The 25,769-nt window shown below is 64.6% G+C and carries 18 protein-coding genes; 8 read left to right on the forward strand and 10 right to left on the reverse strand.

What is annotated here, in order from left to right; genetic code table 11:
• On the reverse strand, window positions 1–1,275 hold the full coding sequence (locus ACOZ9V_RS08130) for a magnesium transporter MgtE N-terminal domain-containing protein (RefSeq protein WP_101544936.1): 1,275 nt from the start codon (window positions 1,273–1,275) through the stop codon (window positions 1–3).
• A gap of 216 nt (window positions 1,276–1,491) precedes the next feature.
• Here ACOZ9V_RS08130 and ACOZ9V_RS08135 point away from each other — a divergent pair, with 216 nt between their 5' ends.
• Window positions 1,492–3,417, forward strand: coding sequence for a calcineurin-like phosphoesterase C-terminal domain-containing protein (locus tag ACOZ9V_RS08135; protein WP_181270431.1), 1,926 nt, complete (start codon window positions 1,492–1,494; stop codon window positions 3,415–3,417).
• Between the two features lie 110 nt (window positions 3,418–3,527).
• On the opposite strand, the gene ACOZ9V_RS08140 is transcribed toward ACOZ9V_RS08135, so the two are convergent.
• Both ACOZ9V_RS08140 and ACOZ9V_RS08145 read right to left on the reverse strand, forming a co-directional pair.
• Window positions 3,528–4,619, reverse strand: a complete 1,092-nt coding sequence (locus ACOZ9V_RS08140) for a P1 family peptidase (protein ID WP_434595037.1) — start codon at window positions 4,617–4,619, stop codon at window positions 3,528–3,530.
• Window positions 4,619–6,145, reverse strand: coding sequence for an aminopeptidase P family protein (locus ACOZ9V_RS08145; RefSeq protein WP_259356721.1), 1,527 nt, complete (start codon window positions 6,143–6,145; stop codon window positions 4,619–4,621). The genes ACOZ9V_RS08140 and ACOZ9V_RS08145 overlap by 1 nt, the downstream gene beginning before the upstream one ends.
• 78 nt (window positions 6,146–6,223) lie before the next feature.
• Between ACOZ9V_RS08145 and ACOZ9V_RS08150 the strand changes: the two genes are divergently transcribed.
• Window positions 6,224–7,081 carry a PHP domain-containing protein gene (locus ACOZ9V_RS08150; RefSeq protein ID WP_139466944.1) on the forward strand — a complete coding sequence of 286 codons (858 nt, stop codon included), beginning with the start codon at window positions 6,224–6,226 and terminating at the stop codon, window positions 7,079–7,081.
• Between the two features lie 227 nt (window positions 7,082–7,308).
• Here the strand turns inward: ACOZ9V_RS08150 and ACOZ9V_RS08155 are convergent, their stop codons facing one another.
• Window positions 7,309–8,841 (reverse strand): DEAD/DEAH box helicase, encoded by a 1,533-nt coding sequence (locus tag ACOZ9V_RS08155; protein ID WP_434595039.1) that lies wholly within the window; start codon window positions 8,839–8,841, stop codon window positions 7,309–7,311.
• Between the two features lie 60 nt (window positions 8,842–8,901).
• Here ACOZ9V_RS08155 and ACOZ9V_RS08160 point away from each other — a divergent pair, with 60 nt between their 5' ends.
• On the forward strand, window positions 8,902–9,534 hold the full coding sequence (locus ACOZ9V_RS08160; protein WP_039210607.1) for a ferritin-like fold-containing protein: 633 nt from the start codon (window positions 8,902–8,904) through the stop codon (window positions 9,532–9,534).
• A gap of 158 nt (window positions 9,535–9,692) precedes the next feature.
• Here the strand turns inward: ACOZ9V_RS08160 and ACOZ9V_RS08165 are convergent, their stop codons facing one another.
• A complete protein-coding gene (locus ACOZ9V_RS08165; protein WP_173153838.1) occupies window positions 9,693–9,914 on the reverse strand; it encodes a DUF3107 domain-containing protein in 222 nt (73 codons plus the stop codon).
• Window positions 9,915–10,034: 120 nt separating this feature from the next.
• A complete protein-coding gene (locus ACOZ9V_RS08170) occupies window positions 10,035–10,628 on the reverse strand; it encodes a TetR/AcrR family transcriptional regulator (protein WP_253903686.1) in 594 nt (197 codons plus the stop codon).
• Window positions 10,629–10,743: 115 nt separating this feature from the next.
• On the opposite strand from ACOZ9V_RS08170, the gene ACOZ9V_RS08175 reads away from it, so the two are divergent.
• Together ACOZ9V_RS08175 and ACOZ9V_RS08180 are read left to right on the forward strand one after the other, a co-directional pair.
• On the forward strand, window positions 10,744–14,064 hold the full coding sequence (locus tag ACOZ9V_RS08175) for a PD-(D/E)XK nuclease family protein (protein ID WP_434595041.1): 3,321 nt from the start codon (window positions 10,744–10,746) through the stop codon (window positions 14,062–14,064).
• Complete coding sequence (locus tag ACOZ9V_RS08180; RefSeq protein ID WP_181270436.1) at window positions 14,064–17,243, forward strand: ATP-dependent helicase; 3,180 nt, start codon at window positions 14,064–14,066, stop codon at window positions 17,241–17,243. The genes ACOZ9V_RS08175 and ACOZ9V_RS08180 overlap by 1 nt, the downstream gene beginning before the upstream one ends.
• A gap of 2 nt (window positions 17,244–17,245) precedes the next feature.
• Here ACOZ9V_RS08180 and ACOZ9V_RS08185 read toward each other — a convergent pair whose 3' ends face one another.
• On the reverse strand, window positions 17,246–18,472 hold the full coding sequence (locus ACOZ9V_RS08185; RefSeq protein WP_229663904.1) for an aminoglycoside phosphotransferase: 1,227 nt from the start codon (window positions 18,470–18,472) through the stop codon (window positions 17,246–17,248).
• Window positions 18,473–18,609: 137 nt separating this feature from the next.
• Here ACOZ9V_RS08185 and nudC point away from each other — a divergent pair, with 137 nt between their 5' ends.
• Together nudC and ACOZ9V_RS08195 are read left to right on the forward strand one after the other, a co-directional pair.
• Complete coding sequence (nudC, locus tag ACOZ9V_RS08190; protein WP_139466949.1) at window positions 18,610–19,587, forward strand: NAD(+) diphosphatase; 978 nt, start codon at window positions 18,610–18,612, stop codon at window positions 19,585–19,587.
• Window positions 19,584–21,623, forward strand: coding sequence for an ATP-dependent DNA helicase UvrD2 (locus tag ACOZ9V_RS08195; RefSeq protein ID WP_434595043.1), 2,040 nt, complete (start codon window positions 19,584–19,586; stop codon window positions 21,621–21,623). Before nudC ends, ACOZ9V_RS08195 begins: the two co-directional genes overlap by 4 nt.
• Here the strand turns inward: ACOZ9V_RS08195 and ACOZ9V_RS08200 are convergent.
• Window positions 21,600–22,502 carry a hypothetical protein gene (locus tag ACOZ9V_RS08200; protein ID WP_139466951.1) on the reverse strand — a complete coding sequence of 301 codons (903 nt, stop codon included), beginning with the start codon at window positions 22,500–22,502 and terminating at the stop codon, window positions 21,600–21,602. The two genes, ACOZ9V_RS08195 and ACOZ9V_RS08200, sit on opposite strands and share 24 nt — an antisense overlap.
• A 570-nt stretch (window positions 22,503–23,072) precedes the next feature.
• Between ACOZ9V_RS08200 and ACOZ9V_RS08205 the strand changes: the two genes are divergently transcribed.
• Window positions 23,073–23,624, forward strand: a complete 552-nt coding sequence (locus tag ACOZ9V_RS08205; RefSeq protein ID WP_139466952.1) for a M48 metallopeptidase family protein — start codon at window positions 23,073–23,075, stop codon at window positions 23,622–23,624.
• Here ACOZ9V_RS08205 and ACOZ9V_RS08210 read toward each other — a convergent pair.
• Both ACOZ9V_RS08210 and ACOZ9V_RS08215 read right to left on the reverse strand, forming a co-directional pair.
• Window positions 23,608–24,162 (reverse strand): NUDIX hydrolase, encoded by a 555-nt coding sequence (locus tag ACOZ9V_RS08210; protein WP_139907689.1) that lies wholly within the window; start codon window positions 24,160–24,162, stop codon window positions 23,608–23,610. The two genes, ACOZ9V_RS08205 and ACOZ9V_RS08210, sit on opposite strands and share 17 nt — an antisense overlap.
• Window positions 24,163–25,599, reverse strand: a complete 1,437-nt coding sequence (locus ACOZ9V_RS08215) for a zinc-dependent metalloprotease (RefSeq protein WP_139466954.1) — start codon at window positions 25,597–25,599, stop codon at window positions 24,163–24,165. It lies immediately after the preceding gene.
• Window positions 25,600–25,769 lie beyond the last annotated feature (170 nt).

The following is a 25,769-nucleotide window of genomic DNA, read 5'->3' on the forward strand; positions in this document are numbered from 1 at the left end:
CTACCCCCTGCTGCGATCGTCTCGACCGGTGGTTCGCCAGTCCTCGGGCAACAGCTCGTCGAGGACGTCATCGACGGTGACCACACCGACGAGGCGATCGTTGTCGTCGGTGATCGGCACCGACACCAGATTGTACGCGGCCAGCAGCTTCGCCACCTCGCCGAGCGGAGTCTCCGGCGACAGCGGTTCGACCTCGGTGTCGAGCATGATGCCCACGGCCTCGTGCGGCGGATGGCGCAGCATCTCCTGGATGTGGACGAGACCCAGATACTTGCCAGTCGGGGTCTCTACCGGCTGCCTGCAGACGAAGACCGCGGCAGCCAGCGCCGCAGGCAGGTCTTCCCGCCGGACATGGGCCAGCGCCTCGGCGACAGTGGCTTCCGGGGTGAGGATGACCGGTTCGGTCGTCATCAGACCGCCGGCTGTGTCATCGTCGTACGCCAGAAGCGTACGCACATCTTCGGCCTCATCCGGTTCCATCAGAGTCAGGAATCGTTCGGCCTGTTCATCGCTGAGCTCGCCGAGGAGGTCTGCCGCATCGTCTGGAGCCATCTCTTCGAGCACGGTCACGGCTCGTTCGGTTTCGAGTCCGGTGAGGATCTCGATCTGGGTCTCGGCCGGCAGCTCCTCGACGACATCGGCAAGGCGTTCGTCATCGAGGGCACGGGCCACCTGGAGGCGGCGAGCGGCGTTCATCTCGAAGAGCACATCGGCGAGGTCGGCAGGCTTCGTGTCCTGATAGGCGGCGATGAGCTGAGTGGCTTCCTGATCGACCTCGGAATCCACAGGATGGTCGGCATCCGTCCAGTCGATCTGCTTGGTCTCGCCGCGGCGGCGGAACGCGGCGAAGGCGCTGCGTTCGGGCACACGACGCACGAACAGCCTGGTGACCTCCCAGTCCTTGTTCACCTGCTGTTCGATGCCGACGTCCTCGACGAGCACCGGTGAGTTGTCCTCGCGCAGACGCAGCCGTCGGTCGAGCAGGTCATTCATCACCAGGGTCTCGGATTCGCGCTGTTCGAAGCGGCGCATATTCACCAGGCCGGTCGTGATGACCTGGCCGGAGTCGATCGCGGTGACCCGGCCCATCGGCACGAATACGCGGCGACGGCCCGGCACTTCGACGACGAGGCCGATGACTCGCGGGAACTGCCGCATCGTCGCACGATAGACGACGACGGCGTCACGGACACGGCCGACCTGATCGCCGAGAGGGTCGAACACGGGGGCGGAGACGAGTCGGGCGACGAAAACTCTTTTCGGTGGACCACTCATGTTCTCAGACTACGTGGTGCATGGAGTTTTCAGTGATCGCCTCCACGAATTGAATCGAGATCACATTCGCGGGCGGTGAACGCAGTGGGCGTCGGGTTCCACTCGCCCACTTTTCCTATTCATCAAGCCGTCCTGTCTGCTTCATCTCGATGTCGCCCCGTCTCCCTAGGGTCATTTCTCGGCAGAACCCGCCATAGTCGAATACAGGAGAAATCCATGCAGACACGACGAATCCGCCCGCGCACCGCTGCCGCAGGCCTGGGAGCCTGTGCCGCGCTCTCGCTCTTCGCTCCGCTTCTCTCGCCGACCTCGGCGACGGCCGCGGACGCACCGGCTGAACTCTACGAGGGCCACGTCCAGGTCGACCGCGGCAAGGCCGCCGACCCGAAGAAGTTCACCGGTCAGGTCTTCGATGACGTGAACGAGAACTCGAAGCTCGACGGCGACGAGAAGGGAGTGGCCGGAGTCGCGGTGTCCAACGGCGTCGACGTCGTCCAGACCGACGGCGAGGGCCGCTACGAGCTGCCCGTGCGGGACAACATGACCGTTTCCATCACTCAGCCGTCCGGCTGGCAGGTTCCCGTCGATGAGGACAAGGTCGCACAGTTCAGCTACAACCATCTGCCCGAAGGGTCCGGTGATCTCGAATACGGCGGCATCGAACCGACAGGGGACACGCCGAAGGCCGTGAACTTCCCGATGGTTGAGTCGAAGGCCTCGGCAAAGGGCGAGCAGAACTGCCCGATCGCCTCCGACACCCAGGCCTATGACAAGACAGAGATGGGCTACGCCCGCGACGGAGCCGTCGGTGACCTTGCCGATCGCAGTGATTATGGGGCCTGCGGAGTGCTGCTGCTCGGGGACAACGTCGGTGACGACCTCAGTCTCAACGATGAACTGCGCGATATCTACTCCCAGATGAACGGACCCGTGCGCGTGGCCCCGGGCAACCATGACCAGGACTACGACGCGGTCGACGACGCTCACGCCCTCGACACCTTCCGTGACCAGTTCGGACCCTCTTACTTCTCCTACGACGTCGGCAAAACCCACTTCGTCGTCCTCGACAGCATCGAATACGAGGGCAAGGCGAACAAGAAGAAGTACAAGGAGAAGATCAGTCAGGATCAACTGACTTGGCTGGAGAACGATCTGAAGAACGTGCCGAAGAACGCACAGGTCGTCGTCGCCACCCACGCGCCCATTCTCACGCACAAAGAGGTCGTCGTCGACAACGCGAAGGACTTCTACGACGTCATCTCCGACTACCCGAACGCCGTGACCGTCGGCGGACACACTCACACTCAGGAGAACCTCGTCGCAGGCGAGACGAGGAAGGAATGGGCTGCAGCCGGGATCGAGAAGCTGCCGAACACGCAGATCGTCGCCGGTGCCGTCTCCGGCGACTGGTACTCCGGCGGCCTCAACGCCGACGGGCTGCCGTACTCATTCACTCAGGACGCTTCGGAACCGGGCGTGCTCACCCTCGAATACGACGGTGCTTCGCGCAGCGAACGCTACACCGTGCGCAACGAATCCGACGACCACCAGCTGCTGCTCGGCGTGAACTCGCCCGAGTGGCGCGACTGGGCGCAGAAAGCCCAGGACTGGCAGGACGCGGACAAGAAGGGCACCGCTCCGAAGGAGATCTCCGAACGCGTCGTCACCCGCGAGGACCTCAAGCAGGGCGAGACCTGGCTGACCTCGAGCTTCCTCGCCGGCACCTCGGACGCACGAGTGGAGGTCAGCTTCGACGGCAAAGCACCGAAGCGGTCTGAGCACACTCAGCCGGGCAAGGGCGAAGCTCTGGCCAAGGGCTGGGAGTACACCGATCCGTACACGGCATCTCAGAATCTGCGCACCTCCGGCAATGTGGGCCAGTCGAGCTCGCACCTGTGGCGGACCGAGATCCCCTCGAACCTCGACCTGGGCACCCACACCGCCGAGGTGACCGGAACCGACCGCTACGGTCGTGACTTCACCGAGTCGGTCCGGTTCACCGTGGTCGAGGATGAGGCCGCCGCGAAGACCGAATCGCAGAAGCTGCTGCGTCAGGATGGCTTCGATGCTCAGCAGAAGAAGGAAGTCCGAGACCCGAAGGGTCTCGACTCCGAAGAGGCTCAGTCGGCTCGCAACGACTGACAGCTGAAGAAGGAGCTGCAGCTTCGTGCGGCTGTCGGATGATGGCGCTTGGAAGCTGCGGAGAACTGAGAGGAGCGGGGCCCGCCGAACGGCGGGCCCCGTCTCCGTGATCAGAGAGCGTTGAACTCCGAGGTGAAATCCGGTGCGATCTCGCTCAGCGTCGGCGGCTGCCCCCACGAGCTGTCGACGGGTGTCGCCGAAGCGTGGGCGTCGAGGATCGCCAAGCTCAGCGCATCGGCCGCCGCCGCGGAGATCATCACGAGCTCTCGGGTGGCGGCGTCACGATCGGAGGGCAGATCCTGCGCTCCGGTGGCGATGCCGAAGACCGTGTCGCCGTCGAAGAGGGTGTGCGAGGGCCGCACAGCTCGGGAGATGCCCGCGTGCGCACCCGATGCCATCCGCGTGGTTTGCGCCGAGTCGAGGCGTGCATCGGTTGCGACGATCGCAATCGTCGTGTTCTTCGCAGCAGTCCCCGGGACCGGCGCTGCCGAGTCGGGGAGACTCAGCACCTTCGGCAGATCGAGGCCGATCGAGCGCAGCAGCGGGTCCAACCACAGACCGCCCGACGGTGTGCCGATCGTTCCCAGCGAATTCGCCACGACGAGCGCCGCGACCATGGTTCCGCTGGGCAGCCGGACGGCATAGGATCCGAGCCCTCCGCGCACACTCTGGAATCCGGACCGGGCTCCGATGCCTGCCCCGATGCTGCCTCGGACGTCGTCCGTCCGTCCGGACAGCGCCGCTCGTGTCGCCTCGGCGCCTTCATCCGGTCTCGGCGGTGCCACGGAACCGTTTCCGCGGCCGAGGTCGAAGATCGCGGCGGCGGGAACGAGCGGAATGACCGCATCGGCAAGTCCGGGAGCAGGGAATCCGAGCCCCGCCTCGGCGAGGGTATCGACGACTCCGGAGACGGCACCCAGCCCGAATGCGGATCCGCCGGTGAGGACGATGGCATCGGCACCATAGGAATGTGTTCCCGTTGCGATGACATCGGTCTCACGGGTGGCGGGACCGCCCCCGCGGACATCGACGCCGATGGTCGAACCGATCGGTGGCAGCACGGTGGTGATCCCGGTCAGCCGGCTGTCGGTGAACTCACCGGCATGGCCGAGGCGGATACCGGGGATCTCGAGGACTCCGCGCCCGCGGAACGGGCCGGGTCGTGCCTCGGAGCCCGAACCGCGTGCGGTATCCGAGGTCATCAGCGGTCCTGGGCTCGGCTCTGCACCCAGGCCTCGATCTCGGCGCGGGTGCGGGGGAAGTCGGCCGAGAGATTCTCCACTCCGTCGGCGGTGACGAGGACGTCGTCCTCGATGCGGACACCGTTACCGCGGAACTCCTCGGGCAGGAGCAGGTCGTCTGACTTGAAGTACAGTCCGGGTTCGATGGTGAAGACCATTCCCGGTTCGATGGTCGCGTCCAAGTACATCTCCGCTCTCGCCTGCGCACAATCATGGACGTCGAGGCCGAGGTGATGACTGGTGCCGTGGACCATCCACCGACGGTGCTGCTGTCCTTCCGGTGACAGCGAAACGGCAGCGGAGACCGGCAGCACACCGAACTCTTCGAGACGCTTCGCGATGACCTCCATGGCCGCCTCGTGGACCTCACGGAACTTCACAGGACGGTTGGGGTGATCTGCGGCCACAGCGAACGCGGCATCGGAGGCATCGAGCACGGCATCGTAGATCTTCGCCTGCACCGGAGTGAAGGTGCCCGAAACGGGCAGGGTGCGGGTGATGTCCGCGGTGTAGAGCGAATCGGCTTCGGCTCCGGCATCGACGAGGATGAGGTCACCGTCCCGGACCTGACCGTCATTGCGGATCCAGTGCAGGGTGCAGGCATTGTTGCCCGAGGCGGCGATCGTGTCGTAGCCGACCCCGTTGCCGTCGGAGCGAGCGGCGGTCTCGAACGCGGTCTCGACGACACGCTCACCACGACGGTGTCCGAGTGCCTTCGGCAGCGCTGCCACCACGTTGTCGAAACCGGCGCGGGTGATGGCGACGGCTTCGCGCAGCTGCGCGATCTCGTGGTCGTCCTTGATCAGGCGCAGCTCGGAGAGCAGCTGGGCCAGTTCGGCGTCGCCTGCCTCGGATGTCTCGAGATCGGCCTGGACCTGGCTGCGAGCCAGGTCGATGACTCCGTCGATGCGGGCGTCGGCCTGTCGGACGAGGCGCACGGAGATGGCCCCGAGATCCTTCGTGATGGCGTCATCGACAGTGGCGGAGCTCTCAGTTGCGATGCCGGTCATGGTGGACATCGCTTCGAGATCGGCACGCGGTCCGACCCAGTACTCTCCGTAGCGGGAATCGGAGAAGAACTCCTCCGTATCGGCTCCGGCGCGGGGACGGAAGTACAGCGTCACATCGTGGCCGTCGCCCTCGGGTTCGAAGACGAGCACGGCGTCGGGTTCGGAGTCGGTTTCCAGACCCGTGAGGTGGATGAACGCGGAATGAGCGCGGAAGCGATAATCGGTGTCGTTCGAGCGGACCTTGAGTCCGCCGGCGGGAACGACCAGCCGTTCGCCGGGGAATGCCGCCGAGACCGCGTCCCGACGGGCAGGGGTGAAACCGGCGGCGGCGAGAGCCTCGGCGTTGAGGGGAGTGCGATCCCAACCGGAGGCGACGAAGTCGCGGAAGGCGGCGGAATTCGGGCGATGCGAGCGGTTGTTGACGCGGTCTGCGAGGTCCTGAGTCGAGTCTGGGGTATCTGAGTTGTGCTCTGTCATGCCGCCAGTCTAGACGGGCGGAGTGACATGGTGTGTACACGTGGAAGTCGGAACGACAGATGCAGATAGACTGTGACCATGGTCATCGATCTCCACGTGCACACCGCATTTTCGGACGGGACCCAGACCCCGTCCGAACTCATCTCAGAAGCCTCGATGGAGGGCATCGACGTCGTCGGACTCACCGATCACGACACCACTGCAGGTTGGACCCTTGCCGAAGATGCCGCCCGCGTCTACGGGCTCGGCCTGGTGAGGGGAATGGAGATCTCCTGCCGCTACGAGGGGATCAGCGTGCACCTGCTCTCCTACCTCCACGACCCGTACGATACGGGGCTGGCCGAGGTCGTGCAGGAGACCAGGCGGGCGAGACTCGATCGCACCCACCTCATCATCGAACGATTGGCCGAAGACTATCCGATCGACATGGATGCGGTGCTCTCCGTCTCGGGAGAGGACGCCACGATCGGACGTCCGCATATCGCCGATGCGCTGGTCGCGGCCGGCGTCGTCGAGTCCCGCACCGAAGCGTTCTCGTCGATTCTGTCCAGCCAGGGAAAATATCATGTGTCCCTGCCGACGATCGATCCGATCACCGCGATCGGGCTGATTCGGGAGGCCGGGGGAGTCTCGGTCTTCGCCCATCCGCGCGCGGCCATGCGCGGTCGGGTCGTGCCCGATTCGGCGATGACCGAATTCATCGCCGCCGGTCTCGACGGACTCGAGGTCGACCATAGGGACAACCCTCCGCAGGAGCGAGAGGCGATGCGACGTCTGGCGCATGAGCACGACCTCATCGTCACCGGCTCCAGCGACTATCACGGCACGGGCAAACCCAACCGCCTCGGCGAGCACGTCACCTCCGACCATATGCTCGCGAAGCTGCTCGAGCGTGCGGCATCACGGCCGGGGGGCGTCGACTACATCCAGGGCTGAGCCCGGCTCCGATCTGCGCCAGCCTTCATCCGGCGGTTGAGATCGGCCGAGGATTCGGCGGACGCAGCGCATGCGCGTGATGGATGATGAAGCGTGCGAACATCATCGGTCACAGAATCGAACGGGATCAGGGCTCGAATCGAATGCAGGATGCACGAAGGGCCCCGCCGAGTGGTCGGGGCCCTTCGTGCAGACGGTACGGAGAATAGGTCTCGCCAGCGGAGAGGTCAGTCCTCGCTGGAGTCGGTGGCCGGGTGACCGCCCTGACCCGCCTGGCCGCCCTGCGCGCGGTTGACCGGCTTGCCGCCGCGGGTGCGGCGACGGCTGCGCTGGCGGCGCGGTTTGCGGCTCTCCTCGCCGGATGCGGACGTGGCGTCACGACGGTCGGATGAGCCGCCTTGGCGAGAATCCGAACGGCCACGGCCGGAACCGCGACGATCAGACTCACGGGCCTGGCGCTCACCGGAGGACTTCTCGTCCTCGCTTTCGGGGTGCTGGCGCGGCAGTCGGCCCTTGGTGCCCTTCGGGATGCCGAGCTCGGAGAAGAAGTGGGGCGAGGTCGAATAGGTTTCGGCGGGTTCATCGAAGTCGAGGCCGAGGGCCTTGTTGATGAGACGCCAGCGGGGCATGTCATCCCAGTCGACCAGGGTCATGGCGACACCGGAGTTGCCGGCTCGACCGGTGCGTCCGATGCGATGGACGTAGGTCTTCTCGTCCTCGGGGCACTGGTAGTTCACGACATGGGTGACATCGTCGATGTCGATTCCGCGGGCCGCGACATCCGTGGCCACGAGCACGTCGACCTTTCCGCCGCGGAAGGACTTCAGAGCCTTCTCACGCTGTGACTGACCGAGATCGCCGTGGAGCGCCTTGACTGCGAAACCGCGATCCTCGAGTTCGGCTGCGAGCTTGTCGGCGGTGCGCTTGGTGCGGGTGAAGATGATCGTGCGACCACGGCCCTCGGCCTGGAGCATGCGGGCGACGAGCTCGGATTTGTCCATCGAATGGGCGCGGTAGACGAACTGCGTGGTGTTCTTGCCCGTCAGCGACAGGTCCTCATGGTCCTGGGCGCGGATGTGGGTGGGCTGGTTCATGTAGCGGCGGGCGAGGGTGATGACCGCACCCGGCATGGTGGCGGAGAACAGCATCGTCTGGCGGTGGGCGGGCACCGCGTTGATGATCTTCTCGACGTCGGGCAGGAAGCCGAGGTCGAGCATCTCATCGGCTTCGTCAAGGACGACGGTGCGGACGCGGTGGAGCTTGAGGATCTTGCGACCATAGAGATCGAGGAGGCGGCCGGGGGTGCCGACGACGACGTCGACGCCGGATTTGAGCCGGTTGATCTGCGGATCGAAGTCCATGCCGCCGTAGATGGTCATGATGTCGATGTCACGCTGCACCGAGGCGGTGACGAGATCGGCCGCGACCTGCTTGGCCAGCTCACGGGTGGGAACGACCACGAGGGCCTGCGGCAGCCGCGGCTCCTTGGCATCGCCCACGCTGTCGGGAGTCGAATCGGGGTCGGAGGTGACCGACGAGTCCTCGGTTTTGCCGACGACACGCTGGAGCAGGGGGATTCCGAATCCCAGGGTCTTTCCGGTGCCCGTCTTCGCCTGCCCGATGATGTCGGCTCCCGACAGTGCCACGGGCAGTGTCAGTGCCTGAATGGGGAAGGGGTGGGTGATTCCTGCCGAGGCCAGTGAGGCCACGATCGGTCCGGCGACTCCCAGCTCCGCGAAATCCGCTTCTGTCTCCGCCATATTCCAAACTCCTTTTAGCGCGTACGCGCTTGTCATGGTGCGAACCGGTAGTCTTGAACTATGCCCGATTCTGTCCCATTGGCCGGTAATGATGCTGCAACGCTCGCACTTCTGGCGTTCGGCGAGCTGACCGGTTTCGAACGTATGGCCACAAACGCGACGACCGCAGCGGATCTGGATGACAAGGTCATCCTGGCGCGGCTGGCCTCTCAGTCATTCGCGAACTTCGAACAGCTCTCACAGCACATCGATCAGATGGGCCAGGATGTGATCGAGCTCTGTCAGCATTTCGAACCGACCTTCAGCACTCTGGCTGAAAGGACTCGTCCTCGCGACTGGTACGAAAGCCTCATGAAGGGATTCGTCTTCGACGGAATCATGAATGATTTCTACCGCACGGCGGTGGACGAACTCGCGGAGCCCGGATACAGCCTGGCTATTGCAATTCTCGATGATACACGTGCCAGCGAATATGCGCGCAATCGTCTGACCTCCGAAGTGGCTGTCGACACACAGCTGGCCTCGCGGCTGGCCCTGTGGGGCCGCAAGCTCGTCGCCGAGACCCTGGGACGGGCACGCAGTCTGCTCACCGATCCGTTCCTCGGCCTCGACGAAGATCTCGTCGTCGAGCTGATCCCGGCGGTGACGTCGAATCACTCGAAGCGGATGTCGGCGCTCGGTCTCGTCGCCTGATCACACTATAGGCGCTTGCACCGGCAGCGGAGCACGATTCCGCGTCTGCAGCACGAACCTGCGACGGACTCGCGATCCTGCGAGGGACGCACGGTTCCGCCGCGAACGCGAAAAGGGCCCCAGTCGTTGCGACCGGGGCCCTTCCGCTCAGGCGCAGCTCAGGCGCTGAAGCCTACGCGACGTGAAGTCTCGGCACCGATTTCGAGGTAGCCGAGCGAAGCGGAGGGGACGTAGACCTGACGGCCCTTCGTATCGGTGAAGGTCAGCAGCCCATCGGACTGGATCTTCTCTTCGATGCGGGCGGCGAGAGCCTTCGCATCCTCGTCCGTTTCGAGGGTGATCTCGCGCTGAGTCTGCTTGACGCCGATCTTGATTTCCATGGTGCTCCTTGTGCCGATGCTCGGTGATCGATGACGGATTGGACTGTGTTCAGCTTAACGTCCGCAGACTTGGGTTTCTTCCCCATGGATTCTGCTGAAGGCTGAGCGGCCGGTGGAACGTCAGCGATCTGCGAACGACCGCAGTCCGCCCCAGCTCATCTGGGTGAGCAGTTCGACAGCTGTGTCGACGTCGACACCGCGTTGAGAGTCGATCTGCTTGACGACGACCTCGGCGGTGCCGATGAGAGCCCGGCACAGCAGCTGTGCCTCATCGTCGCTGAGGCGGGCGAAGTTCTTCAGCGCCGACACGACCCGTGTCGCCGAACTCTCCCGCAGCGCGCGCAGCTTCTGTTCGGCTTTCGGCTCGTAGACGTCCGAATTGAAGATGATGACGAACTCTTCGCGGTGTGAGACCACGAAGTCGAAATACGCGCGATAGGTCGCGTGGACCTGCTCATGCGGATCTGTCGTCGATCCCAGAGCTTCGGCGAGCCGAGAGTCGAGCAGCGCCGCCGAGGAATCGATGAGTGCCAGGTAGAGGTCCTGCTTCGAATCGAAGTGCTGATAGAGAACAGGCTTGGACACACCGGCTGCCTCGGCGATCATGTCCATTGAGGTCGTCCGATATCCACGGGTGGCGAAAACGGAGCGTGCGACTCCCACTAATTGGTCGCGGCGCTGGTCACGGGGCAATCTCTGTTGTGGACTCGACATTCTTCAATGCTACGCGAAGTCAGGCTGTGCACCGGGCATCCGCGCTGTCACTTTGACGACGCGCCGGTCAGGGGCTCGGAAGTCTCATGTCAGCGGGCCGTGATGGAATACGAGTATGGATGAGATGACGCAGCGGATGGGCAGCACCCTGCTCTCGGGCGGCTGCCTGAATATCATCGGGCGGCCGGGAACAGGGAAGACGACTCTGCTCGAGTCGCTCTATGCACAGCTGGTGTCGACGATCGACCCCGCCTCGGTCCTCGTTCTCACACCCGACCGTGATCACGCCGATGTGCTGCGCAATCGTCTCGAGCTGCCCGCTGACGCGGTTCTCTCCTCCGCCCCGGCCCGCAGTCTGGCGTCGTTCGCGTACGGGATCGCCCGTGCCGCACATACGACGCGGACCGGGGAGGATCTCGAATTCATCTCCGGTGCCGATCAGGATGTGTTCCTCGCCGATCTCCTCGCCGGACACGAACTCGGTCGTTCCCGTGGCCCGGCGTGGCCGTCGGAGATCACCGCCGAGGTGCGCTCGACCTCGGCCTTCCGAACCGAGGTCCGCGACGCGCTCAACCGAGTGATGGAGTTCGATTTCGGAATGCGCACGCCCGACACGTCGCCGGAGAACGCAGAACACGTGTTCGACTTCGGTCGCAGCGCCCTGGATCGTGCCCTTGCCGACAACCCCGACCCTCGGTGGCAGGCCGTGGCTGAGATCCTCGACGAATATCTGGGCATCATGTCCATGCCCGGCTACGGGGGCGTCGATTCCGCGACCGTTCTCGCCCTTGCCGCTTTCGAGATCCTCCGCGAACCTGCCGAGGTGACGGCTGGACGTTCGTGGACGTTCGCCCCCGACCGATTGCCCACAGTGGTTCTGGCCGACGGGGTCCAGGACTTCCCTGCCGCCAGTTGGGGAATCCTCGAACAGCTGCGGGCCAGGGGGAGTGCCATCGCTCTGTTCGGCTCGCCCGAGACGGTGACCGGACGTTTCCACGGAGCCGACGCGTCGATCATCGATCGGGCGACGGCCGAGGCCGGCTTCGAAACGGTCGTGCTCGATCGTCAGTGGGATGTCGACCCTGCATTGGCGACGACCATCGACGGATTCGGAGCCAGGATCACCACGCGCTGGTCGACCGGTCATATGCCGCGCCCACGTCCCCTCGAGGATGCTGTTGATTCTGCGGCTTCCGCTGAGGCGTCGGTGACCGTGCCGCAATCAGCTCCGACAGCGTCACCGGTTGAAGAGCTGTCTCCCGTGTCGTCCGAGCCTGCCGTGGAGACGCACGTATTCGAGGGCAGTGCGTCCGGACACCGATATCTGGCCCGTCGGATCACGAACTTCGTCGAACAGGGGCACAGCTGGTCCGATGTCGCACTCATCTGCCGCAATTCGTCGAGTGCTCGCGCGATCGCCAATGAGCTGAGAGCCTCAGGGGTCTCGATCGCCACTCTCATGCAGCCGCTCAATGTCGACCCCGCGACCGCACCGTTGTTGGACCTGCTTTCGGCCGCCCCTGATTTCGACGATGACGAGTCGATCGCCGACCTCGCTCTGTCCCTGGCCGGCAGCATCTACGTCCGCCTCGACCCCGTGCAGATCCGCCGATTCCGGCGAGCAGTGCGCAGACAGTTCCCGGCGTCCAGCAGCACGGCGTCGCTGGCTCAGGCACTGCGCAGCCCGATCGACGATTCGTCCCCACAGGGACTGGCCACGATCTCACGGATGCTCCACGCCGCTGCTGAGGTCGGCACCACCGACCCCCACCAAGCGCTCTGGAGCATCTGGGACGCGGCCGGAGTCGCTGAGAAATGGCAGATCGAAGCCCTGCGCGACCCGGAATCGGTGACCAACGGCTATCTCGATTCGGTGCTCCGGCTGTTCGCGCTGGCCGAGAAGATCGCCGACCGCGGCGGTTTCACCGCTCGCTCGTTCGCCGGCATCGTCGCCGAACAGGACATCGCCCAGGATTCCCTGGCCGATACCGCAGGATTCGCCGACCACGTGCTGGTGGGCACCCCGTCCTCACTGGCCCATGTGCGTGTGCCTCTGGTGATCATCGCCGAAGTCAACGAAGGCGTCTGGCCGAACCCGAAGCTGCGCGGCGGAATCCTCGGCCTCACCGACCTCACGGCGGTGCTCGCCACGGGTGAGACGGTCACCGGCGACCCCGGTTACCACGCGCATGCGAAACGGACGAATCTGCGTGAAGAGGGCGAGCTGTTCTTCACCGCGCTCAGCCGTGCGCAGGAACGCGTGATCGTCACCGCCGTCACCGATGCGGAGACCGAGCCGTCTCCGTTCTTCGATGTGCTCGCCGCTGGCTCCGCCAAGGGCACCGAGGCGGCCGACGGCTATGCGATCACCCACGAGGATGAGCTGCCTCCGCTGACGGTACCGGAGATGGCAGCACATGCCCGCGCTCATCTGCTGCTGACGGCTGCCGCGGCCGATGTCGAAGCTGCGGGGCCATCGTCGACGCTTGTGGACGCCACCACGACCGAAAGCGCCGAAAGCTCTGCGATTCCGGACGCGGACACGCGGTCATGGGCGGCGCTGATGCGGGCGCTCTCAGCTGGTGGCGGGGCGGTGGGGTCACCGACGCAGTGGCGCGAGGCTGAGGACATCACCACGAATGAGCCGCTCTTCACCGACTCCGATACGGTTCGCGTCTCACCCTCCCAGGTCGAAGCATTCACCGACTGCTCTCTGCGGTGGTTCCTCACCCACAACGGTGGTGACCGCCCGATGTCGACAGCCCAAAGTCTCGGAACCATCATCCACGCCGCCGCCGAGAACTATCCGGAGGGCCCCACCTCCGCGATCCGCAGCTTCGTGGAAACTGAGTTCGCGTCCTTGGAATTCGACGCAGAATGGGAACGGGAACGGGAATTCGATGTGGCGATGACCATGGCCGACCGGCTCGGCGACTACATCAAGAAGACTCCGGGCCGCCTCGTCGGAGTCGAAGCACAGGTCTATGCGGTCGGTGTCGACTCGAACGGACGTGAGTGGAAGGTCACCGGACGCCTCGACCGAGTCGAGGAGGTCGAGGGCGGACTGCGCATCGTCGACTTCAAGACCGGCAGGAACGTCGTCGCCGGCAAGGAGATGGACCGGCATGCACAGCTGGGTGTGTATCAGGAAGCCATCAATTCCGGGACCATCAGGATCGGTGAGGACCAGGAGCTCGATGCACACGCTTTCGGCGCTGAACTCGTCTTCCTGCGCAAGTCGGCTCGCACTGTTCGGGAGCAGTCGGCGCTCGACGTCGATGAGAACCCCGACTGGGCTCGTGAACTCATCGACGACGTGTCCGGCAGGATGCGTGCCGCGAGCTTCCCTGCACGGGTCGACCCGCAGAAGTGCAAGTCGTGCCCCGTCCGATCATCGTGCCCGGCGATCGGCCCGAAGATGTTGGAGGAGAACTGATGCGCTTCACCGCCGAGCGGCTTGCCGAGCTCACGGCTGCCGACCCTGCCCAGGCCTTCCCTCCGAGCCCGGAGCAGAAGGTGATCATCGAGGCCGACCCGGCACAGTCGATGAAAGTCACCGCCGGGGCCGGATCGGGAAAGACCACAGTCATCTCCCAGCGTGTGGTGTGGCTGGTCGCCAACGAATTCGTCTCTCCCGAAGAGATCCTCGGCCTGACCTTCACCCGCAAAGCAGTCGGAGAACTCGGCGGACGCATCCGAGTGCTTCTGTCGCGTCTGCGGCACAACCTCGGCCGGGGTCAGGACCTTTCACTGCCCGGTCTCGACAATCCGACCGTGTCCACATACAACTCCTATGCCGCGTCCATCGTCAGCGAACACGGGGTGAGCATCGGCATCGAACCCGAAACTGTCCTCCTCGATGACGCCGCGGCACACACCATCGCCGGGACTCTCATCGATTCGACGCCACCCGACGAGATCCCCGGCGATTTCTCCCGCGAGACGATGATCGCCGATGTCATCGCCCTGGCAGGGCAGATGAATGATCACGGTCGTGATGTCGACGACGTCACGGACTATCTTGAGCAGTGCCTGGCTGCCCTGGTGTCCAGCAAGGGCAAGCCCGTCGATCCCAGTGGACGACGGGCAAAGCTCGAAGCGAAGATCCGAACGGCCCGACTGGCTGATGCCTATATGCGCGCGAAACGGCGCAATCTGGCCATGGACTTCTCCGACCAGGTGCGATTCGCCCAACGCATCCTCGACGAGGTGCCCGCCGCGGCCGAGGCCGAGAGAGCCAGGTGGAAGATCGTCCTCCTCGACGAGTTCCAAGACACCTCGGTGGCTCAGCTGAAGCTCTTGCGCGACCTCTTCCACTCCACCGCAGTGACCGCAGTCGGTGATCCCCGCCAGGCCATCTACGGTTGGCGCGGCGCCAGCGCCGACAACATGGTGCGTTTCTCATCGGACTTCCGGGACGTCGAATCACTGTCGCTGAGCACAAGCTGGCGCAACGACCGCTCGATCCTGCAGGTGGCCAACCGCATCGCCGCCGGACTCGCTGACAGCAGCGAGTCTCCGCTGTCGGCCCGCGATGATGCCGGTGAGGGCGAAGTCTGTGTCGAAATCAGCTCGGGTGCCCACGATCCCGATTTCCTCACCACGGGCCTGCGCGCACTCACGGATTGGTTCCACACGATCCCCGCAGGTTCGTCGAAGGCCGTGCTGTGCCGCAAACGTGCCCACTTCGCGCCGGTCGCGGCGGCGCTGGAAGCCGCCGGATTCGCTGTACACGTGCACGGTTCCTCCGGGCTGCTGACCGATCCCTTCGTCGCAGATCTGCGCGCGGTGCTCACCGCTGCGGTCGATCCTATGGCCGGCGACGAGATCATGAGGCTCGTCAGCGGACGCATGCTCGGCCTCGGCGCAGGCGACATCGCGGGGCTGCAGGCCTTCACTCGCCGTCAGACCGAGCGGCGAGCGTCCGAGCGAACCGAACCGGCCGCCGAGGAGGTGATCGCCGAAGCTATCGACCAGGCGACGATCGTCGAAGGCATCGATGAGCTCATCGAAGTGCGGCGCGTCCTCGACCAAGGAGCGCGGACAGCTGCTGACAGGGGACTCATCGCCGACTATCAGCGGTCCGGTCTGAGCTCGGAGGCGCTGCATCGTCTGGTCCGGTTGGCTCGCGCGCTGCGGGCCACCCGGTCGGGAACCGGCACCGTGGCTTCGATCATCCGCACCGCGATGTCCGAGACCGGAATCGATTCGGATATCTGGGGCCTCGGCGATTCGCTGCGCAATCTGCACAGAGCCTCCGTCGACGCTTTCCTCTCCGCGGCCAGCCAGTACTCGGCCACCGATGACAAACCCTCGATTACAGGCTTCCTTTCCTGGCTCAGTCTCATGGAAGCTCATGATGCGCTGAGCGTCGCCGAGCCGACGACGGCAGCCGATGCGATCAACATCATGACCGTCCATGCCTCGAAGGGTCTGGAGTTCGACGCCGTCGCCGTTCCGTCTCTGGTGGTCAAGGACTTTCCCACCGAGCCGCGGGACAAGGAAGGGTGGATGGATCGCACGGCTCTGCCGTACCCGTTGCGCGGTGACCGCGCACACCTCGTCGACTTCGACCTGCGGGAGGCCGAATTCGAGACGAAGAAGGCCCTGGATGAGTGGATCGGAGACTTCATCCGTCCACGGATCGCCGACGCGCACGAGGGGGAGGAGCGACGCCTCGCCTACGTGGCGTTCACTCGTGCGAAGAGGCATCTGTGGCTCGGGGCGGAACTGATGGGTTCGCGCGCGGTTCCCGACGACCCCTCGCCCTTCCTCACCGAAGCGATCGAAGCCTTGGGCCTCGAAGTGGAGATTCCGGAACCTGCCGACGACACGGCGGAGGACCGCATCGAGACCACTCCATGGCCGGTGCCGCGCACGAAGCAGGTCGCCGCCGCACAGCGAGCCGCCGGTTGGGTCGAAGCGAGCCCGGACGTCAGCTTGGAGTCCTTGGCCGATAATCCGGGAACGATCGGGCGCTTCGCCGCTCAGGCCCTGCGCATCGGTGACCGGCCCGAAGCGGTGTCCGCTGCGGCCATGCCCGACCGTCTGTCGGCAACGGCGCTGGTCGCATGGAGGAGGGACCCGCAGGGTTTCCGTACGCAGACCCTGCGTCCGATCCCGGCTCCGCCCAGCCGGGCGGCCGAGATCGGAACGACCTTCCATTCCTGGGTGGAACAGCACTTCGGCCAGTCGAGCATCGAAATCGGCGAAGACGAATCAGTGAGACCGATCGACGCCGCGACGGTCCAACGGCTGCAGGAGACATTCTCAGCCTCCGAGTTCGCGACGCGTCGGGCCGACCATGTGGAGATGTCCTTCGAACTCGTCCTCGGCAGATTCCGGGTGCCGGGGAAGATCGATGCGGTCTTCATCACCGGGGATCATGCCGAAGTTGTGGATTGGAAGACCTCGAAGAAACCCGATGCGGCAGTGCTCGAAGTGATGAAATGGCAGCTGGCGCTCTACCGGTTCGCGATTCTCAGGGTGCATCCGGAGATCGCCGAGGTGACGGGGACGTTCTACTTCGTCGGCAGTGACGACATCGTGCAGTTCACAGATCTGCCTGATGAGGCCGAAGTCGTCGAATGGCTGGAAGACAACGACATGGGCTGAGATCAGCGGATCCGGCCGGTCTCTTCCCCGTCATCAGTTTCGTCGGCGTCCCGAGTCGGCTCGGTCCGCACCTGCGATCCCGGCTCGGAGTCGAACTCCGAATCGTCTTCCGAGGGCGCCGACGGAGGCTGAGCTCCGGGAATGAACACATCGGGGGCTGCGGTCTCCGTGATCGCGGCTTCCACGTCGGGAGCATCGGCCGCTGCCGGGGCAGAGGAATTCGGGGCCGCTCCGCGAGTGTCTCCACCGTCTGCAGGTTCGATCGCGGACTCAGAAGTCGGTTCCTCAGTGGAGGCGGCTGCATCGGCGGAGGAACCGAACAGGACCTCATTGAACGAGCTGAGGAGCCCGGCGGCATCCTCGACGGCGGTTTCATCCCCGGAGTCGACCGCCTCGAGCAGCCAGTCGAGCACTGCGAATTCGGCCAACAGCTCGGCGCGGGCAATGACATGCTCGTCGGCGCGGGGCCGGGAATTGCGGTACTCCTCGTAGAAGGTCGGCAGGGCGGCAGGATCGATCAGCGCGGAGGCCGCCGCCAGATCGATGGCCGGATCGGCGACGCGCAGACGACCGATCTCGGCGAGTGCGAGCACTCGCTCCTGATCGGTATAGACGCTCGTCTCATCGAGAGAACCGTGGATGGGCGTGGCAAGGAAATGCCAGAGCGCCACCTTCTCGAATTCCTCCTCCCAATGCTGCAGCAGAGACGACGGGACTCGTCCGGTGCTCGCCGCCTGGTCGAGGCGCTCAAGGATGAGGAACTGTGATCGAGAGGGATCCTCCACCGGGAAACCGGCATCGGCGACGGGCTCGGGCGCAGCCGAATGCAGAGTCGCCAGAGCCTGGGCCAGCGAACTGGCCCGCGCAGTGTCGGAGATGGGCACATCGCCCAGCGGCGCACCCGGCAGCGGATCGGCTAGTGTCACAGTCGTCGGGGACGACGTGTCGAAGTAGTCGGCGTCCACCTCGGTGATGGCCCGCAGGCGCGGCCATACGAAGTCAGCGTGTGGATACATGGACTCGTAGATTCGTCCCGCCTCGGCTGCTGAGCCGATGTCCGCGGTCCGATCGAGCTGGGTCTGAGCCGTTGCGACGAGCTGCTGATCGTCATCGCCGAGCAGGACTCTGACTCCGGCATCCAGCGGCGGCAGGGGTGTCCATGTCGTCGGGACGAAGCCGTCGAGCATCGTCGCCGCGATCGCAGTCAACTTGAGCGCCTTGGTATCCACCTTCCCCAATCTACCGTCTGGGTTCGACTGAGACACGGGACTCGCCGTCGAGCGTGTCTGCCGAGGGGACATTCGGGTCCGGTCAGGCATTCACGGCCACGGTCTGAGTGTCAGGACGCTGAGATATCGTGGAGGGCATGAAGCCATTGCCTCCAGTGCAGCCGATCAGCCTCGCCCGACACGGAATCGATCGGGACCATCTGACTCGGGGCCACGACGGAGACCTCAGCGAGATCTGGGCCTCAGGGGCCCTCGCCGTCCTCGAACATCGCGGATCGCTGCTCGTCGCCGGCGGCGGGCTCTTCCTGACCGACCGCGAAGCTGTGCCGGAGGGCCAGACGGAGGTCTACCTCGGCCGAGACCCACAGGGCACCCGCTATATCGGAGTGTCCTTGGACGACGACGGTCGCAGCCACGTCGATTCCCGATTGGACGCCTCTCGCGCCCGGGACGCCACCGATCTGCTGACCGCTCCGGGAGAGGGGATCGACAGTTCCGAACCCGTCTGGCTGACCCTGCGTCATCTCGCCGAAGCCCTTGACGATGTGCAGGTATCCCTGGCCTGCGAGATCGTCGGTTTGGGAAACTGGCATCGTGCACACCTGTTCTCCCCGCGCACCGGCGCACCGACCACTCCGATCATGGGCGGATGGGTCCGCCGCGATCCGGTGACCGGAAGCGAACACTTTCCCCGCACCGATCCGGCAGTCATCGTCGTCATCGTCAACACCGATGACGACGGAGTCGAACGTGTCCTGTTGGGCAACAACGCCGCCTGGGAATCCGACCGGTATTCGCTCCTGGCCGGATTCGTCGAACCGGGTGAGACACTCGAACACGCGGTGATCCGCGAGATCTGGGAAGAAGCTCATCTCGAAGTCACCGAACCTCGGTATCTGGGCTCTCAGCCGTGGCCGTTTCCCTGTTCGCTCATGCTCGGCTTCTCGGCCGTCGCTCCCAGCCGAGACTTCGCCGCCGACGAGGCTGAGATCGCCTCGCTGCGCTGGTTCACCCGGGCGGAGCTGCGCGCTGCCATTGCGAACGGCGAGGTGCGCGCTCCATCGACGATCTCCATCGCCGGTCAGCTCCTGTACAGCTGGTTGGACAACGCATGAATGCTTCGGCCACGGCCCTGCTCGAGGCCTTGGACGAGGAACAGCGCGCCGTCGCCACCCATTTCGACTCACCGGTGATCGTCCTCGCGGGTGCCGGCACCGGTAAGACCCGCGCCATGACGCACCGGATCGCCTTTGGAATTGCGTCGGATGTGTTCCCTGCCAACCATGTCCTCGCGCTGACATTCACCGCCAAGGCGGCGGGGGAGATGCGCTCACGCCTGCGCGGACTCGGAGTCCCCGCGGTCCAAGCCCGTACGTTCCACTCCGCAGCGCTGCGTCAGCTGCGGTTCTTCTGGGACCGGTTCGCCGAAGGAGACTTTCCGCGGATCATCGAGAACAAGGCGGGCATCATCGGCTCGGTCATGCAGAGCCTCGGGTTGGAGACCAGTCGGGAACTGACCAGAGACGTCGCGTCGGAGATCGAGTTCGCGGCCTCGTCCCTGCTCGGCGTCGACGACTATGCGACGAAGGCAGCGGCCCGGGACCTCCCCGGTCAGCTGAGCGTCGACGATATGGTGCGGATCTTCGAAGCCTACGGGGAGGCGAAGACACGGGGACGGCTGCTCGATTTCGATGATGTGCTCCTCGTGCTCTCGGGAGTTCTGGCCGAGTATCCGGCGATCGCAGCCGAGATCCGCGAACAGTACAGGCACTTCGTCGTCGACGAGTTCCAAGACGTCTCGCCGCTCCAATACGATGTTCTCTCCCGGTGGCTGGGCCCCCGTGACAATCTCTGCGTCGTCGGCGATCCCGCTCAGACCATCTATACCTTCGCGGGAGCCGATGCGAGCCTGCTCGGTTCGCTCAGCACGTCGATGCCCGAGGCCAGAACGATCCGCCTGGTGCGCAACTACCGGTCGTCCCAGGCCATCGTGTCCACCGCGAACAATCTGCTGCGACACACCTCTCGGACCGCGCTGACCTTGCGGACCGACAACCCGATGGGCCGCCTGCCGCGCATGGTGGAGTATCCGACCGACGAGGCCGAGGCCACCGGGGTCGTCCAGGCTATCTCGGCAGAGATCCAGGCCGGACGTCGTCCGCGCAACATCGCAGTCCTCTTCCGCACGAACGGACAGAGTCCCTCCTACGAACAGGCTCTGGCCGCAGCCGGGATTCCCTATGTGCTGCGCGGCGGAGAGCGCTTCTTCGCGCGCAAAGAGGTCAAGGAGGCCGTTCTCATGCTCAAGGCCGCACGCGCGACCTCGAGCGGACAGCGTCTGACCGAAGCCGTGACAGAGGTTCTCGGCTCTCTCGGATTCACCCGAGAGCCGCCGGCCGCCGGAGCCGGCAGACAGCGTTGGGAATCGCTCAATGCCCTCGTCGACCTCGCCGAGGAGCATCAGCACGGTCAGGAACTCCCTGTGCCGATGGAGGTCTTCCTCAGCGACCTGTCGGATCGTGCCGAGCACCAGTTCGCCCCGGACATCGAAGGCGTCACTCTGGCTTCCTTCCACGCGGCGAAGGGCCTGGAATGGGACAGTGTGCACCTGGTGGGTCTCAGCGAAGGTCTGCTGCCCATCAGCTATGCCCAGACGCCTCGAGCCATCGCTGAGGAACGTCGCCTGTTCTACGTGGCGCTGACGCGTGCAGGCACAGACCTGCGGATGAGCTGGTCGCTGGCCCGGTTCGACTCCAAACAGAGACCGCGGAGGTCATCACGCTTCCTCGCCGAACTCGGGCAGTCGGGACCGACGATGGGAGATGGCCGCACAGCGTCGAACTCTGCGGCGCTCAACCGCTGCCGCGGCTGCGGGAGGGCATTGGTCTCGCACCTCGACCGTGCACTCGGACGATGTGCGGACTGTCCTGCCGACATCGATCTCGAGCTGCTGGACCGTCTGCGACGCTGGCGGGTGCGCATCGGAATGGAGCAGGGACTGCCGCCGTACCTCGTTCTCACGGACACCTCGCTGTCAGTCATCGCGGAGGTCCGTCCCCGCACCCTCGACGAACTTGCGCGGGTCCCCGGCATCGGTGCGACGAAGCTCGAACTCTACGGAACTCACCTACTGGGTCTGCTCGGCGACTGACCCGAAATCCGGGACCGGCGTGCGACACTGGCAGCGATCGTGGAAGGTCATTCCACTATCCGTGACCTCGCCGGCATCCAAGGTGACCACGCGTCGGATCGGTGCTGTTTCGGGGCGCAGCAGCGCCTGACGAAGCATCTGAACAACATGCGCCGAACCGAGGATGCGTGCGGCGGGATCGCTGAGGCTCTCACGCTCCGGCAGGGCACGCAGACGCGGATGCTGATCGAGCCAACCGGCATCGCTGTCCTTCCGGTGCAGGCAGGAACACACAGAGCACGGTGTCGAACCGGGCCGGATGAGTCCCGTGATCTCCACAGACTGCTCACCGAGGACGACCTGACAGTGGTCGACTTCGCGATCACTGAGCCACATGGCGGAATTGAGGTCCGGAACCAGGTGAGAACTCGTGACCACCACCGGTGAAGCCATGAGATCGAGCTCCTCGACACGGCGAGCCGCGGCGACGGCGAATCCGAGAGCCGCCAGCTGCCCTTCGACATGGGAGCGCAATGGACCCGTGACCAGCACGGGCCGGGACCTGAGGACCTGGGAGACCCGATCCGGCGACAGATTGAATATGCGCGCCGCGGCGAAGACCGGGGACCCCTTCGGTACGGCGCCGCCGTCCGCGTCGGCCGGGATGAGGACACCTGCCTCGCCGAGGAGGGTGATGAGGGAGCTCGCCCTGCTGAGGTCGACCCCGAGTTCCTGAGCGCGTGAATAGAACTGAGCCGAGCCGATGCCGAGACGGAGATCTTCGATGAGACTGGCGTCACCGAGCAGCAGCCCATCGATGAGCACAGGATCATCTGCGCCGAACTGGATGCACGAGGACGAACGCCATGTGATGGGAACACTCGGAAAGATTCTGAACATCTCGGCCCCTTCGCCTCGCCATCGTGGAGACTTCCACAGTAGTGAACGAGAGCCGGAATGGCCACGGCAGGAGAGAAGTTGTGGATAATCCTGTGGAAAAACGGCTGAGGACAGGCCGGGAAGCGCGTCCCGGCATGCCCTCAGCCGCATAGTGCCCCAGGCGCTCGCGAGGACTCGTGCGGCTTCCCCTTCCGCACGCATCCTCGGGTTTTCCGGGGTCAAGCATAGAACTTATTCCGCAAAAGCCTCCGCGTCAATGCACCGTCATGCACAGACACGTCAACAGCCTGTGGATAACCTGTGGGAATCGCCGTGGAGTCTGTGGAGGAAAGGCGCCTTGAGTGTCGATATGACTGTTGATAAACACGCTCCCGGGTCGGATCAGCTCCCGTTCTGCGGGGACTGCGTTCTCGGAGGCGGCTGTGGACGGGGGATTCGACCTCAACTTTTCGGCAGACTCAGGAAACTCACAAACTCCGAAGGCTGTTCGTCTTCAGAACCGCTGCAGAGACGCCGCCACGGTGCCGGTGGCACTGTCACCGTGTCAGTGCGGTTTCCTATGATGGTCCGGTGAGCAGAGCACAGCGGTGGAGTGAAGAAGAGGTGCTGCGGGCGATCGCCCGGGGTGAGATCGAAGTGCGTCGATCGGTACGGCGGAAGAAGACCGTCGCCGTCTCGAAGGAGGTCGAGACCTACGTGCTGCGCACTCCTGAGCGCTACAGCGTGGAGCGCAACATCCGTTCGCTGACGGATCTGTTCAATCGCCTCTCCGCCCGTGATCACTCGTCGGATGCCGACCTCGCCGAGCTGGCTGAGGAGATGAGCCGTCGTTTCTTCGGCGGCAGGCTGCGACCGACGTCGATCCGCTGGGTGACGAATCAGAATGTCAGCAGATGGGCGTCAACGACGACGTCGACGGGTGACATCCGCGTCTCCCATCGCCTGCAGGCCGTGCCGCGCTGGGTGCTGGAGACGGTCGTCGTCCATGAACTCGTCCATCTCCAGATCGGTCCCCACTCGAAGGAATTCCATGCATTGGCCGATCGCCATCCGCGGCAGACCGACGCAAAGATCTATCTCGAAGGATTCAGCGATGGGGAGCGTTTCAGGCGTGGGAGCTGAGCGCTGACACAGCGGAGCGGAAGAGGCCCGGCAGCCGGTCCGGCAGGTCGGGCATGAGGTCAGCGGGCAGTCGGTCCAGAGTGAACCAGGCGACGTCGAAGGACTCCTCCGACACATTCGGCGAATCGTCAGTCGAAGCCTGGGCTGCGAAGACGACGTCGAAGTGTCGGGTGCAGGTCCCGAACGCGGCCGAGAGGTCATGCACATGCACGTCGATGGGATCGGCAGTGACTCGTGCGAGCGGGCGCAGACCGCTTTCCTCTTCGGCCTCTCTGCGAGCGGCATCATGCAGCGAGGTGTCGACAGATTCGAGGTGTCCTCCGAACTGACCCCACAGCCCGGCCTTCCGGTGGTGGTTGAGCAGAACCGCCTCGGTGACCGGATCGATGACCAGACAGCTGGCTGTGAGATGGTGCTCACCGCCGGAGCGGTGCAGGGCATCGGCACCCTGCCGGTCGAATAGCTCCGCGAAGGACGCGGAGAATGAGTTCCGCGGTCCGCGCTCGACTTCCTGCCGGGCGGTATCGAGATCGATCATTCAGCGATCGTCGCGATCGTCGGAGCTGTCGTCGTCGGAGCTGCTGTCATCGGTCGGCGCAGAGTCGTTGCGATCCGTCTCTTCGGACTCTGTTTTCGCATCGCTGCCGCCGGCTCCCTCAAGTCCCTCGGCGAGAATGCGGGACAGGGCCTCATCGATGCTCGATTCGTTGGTCCATTCGGCCTGACGTCGCTCGGAATAGCCCAGCGGGTCGTCCAGATCCTGCGTGGTCGGCAGCAGATCCGGATGGGAGAACACGCGATCGCGGGCTTCGGCGCCGCCCTGCGTCTCGAGATACGCGAAGAGCGCGGCGGCATCGCGGAGGCGACGGGGGTTGAACTCGAGACCCACAAGGGTTGAGAAGGTCTTCTCCGCCGGTCCCGCGGTTGCCCGCCGACGGCGCAGCGCTTCGCGGATCTGATCGCGACCTGGCAGATGCTTGCACGCCTCATAGACGACAACGTCGACCCACCCGGCGATGACGGCGAGGAGGTTCTCCAAAGACGTCAGCGCCTTCCTCTGATCGTCTGTCGTCGGCGGGTTGAACAGTCCCTGGCGAATATTGTCGCTGAGGTCGGAGATGTTCGACGGATCGATGTTCGACGCCATGTCCTCGATCTGCGAGGTGTCGACCTTCAGTCCCTGCGCATAACGAGTCAGAGCGGTCTCGACCTGGGCGCTCAGCCACGGGGCGCGCTCGAACAGAGCGAGGTGGGCGAGCTCCTGAGCCGCGAGGTAGATGCGGACCTCGGAGACGTCGACGTCGATCTCGGAAGCGAACGTCTCGACGTTCTTCTCGATGACCACGGCAGTGTCGTGGGGCAGCAGCGGGAGTCCCACCTCGGTGCCGGTGAGGACGCTTTCGGACAGCGCGCCGACGGCCTGTCCGATCTGCATGGCGAACATCGAATCGCTCATCGATCCGAACATCGACGATGCGCCTGCGAGGATGCCCTTCATCTCGGCCGGGACCTGGGACTCGAGCGTGTCCGTCAGGGCCGAGGACATGTTCTCCTTGATGGGCAGCACGAACTTCTGCCAACCGGGCATCGTCTCCTTGACCCAGTCGGCTCGGCGCAGCGGACGGGCGGAGCGGTTGGCGACGGAGAAGTCGGTGGCCTCGGCGAGCCAGAGCTCGGCCAGACGGAACGCATCGGTCGTCGCCCGCTCAGCGTCCTCGGATACAGAGGGGTCGGGAGTCGGAACCGCCTTCTGAGCGATCGACACTGCCTGGGCCTGCGAATCGGCACCCTGCCCGAAGAGCCCCTGCATCTGATTCATGATCGTGGACATCATCGCCGGATCGATCGAGAAGCCCTGCGGCATGCCCGAACTGTTCTTGTCATCTCCCTGACCGGATCCGGGACCATTGGCGCCGAAGAGCATTCCGAAGATCTGCTCGAACGGATTCTGTTCGTTGTTGTTGTCATCGGTCATTGTTCTACAGCCCCCAAGAATCGGTTTGACATCAACGTTAACGGTTCCGAATGTGCGAAGCTTCCCAATTCCGGGAGGTTTCGCAGGATGTTCGCACCGGGCGAAAGGAGTCTGTGAAACGGACGCTGAGGTTTCAACTAGACTGGTGGGGCGGTGCAGCGAAAGGATTA

This window comes from Brevibacterium sp. 1718, from assembly GCF_051131255.1.
Taxonomy (GTDB): Bacteria; Actinomycetota; Actinomycetes; order Actinomycetales; family Brevibacteriaceae; genus Brevibacterium; species Brevibacterium sediminis.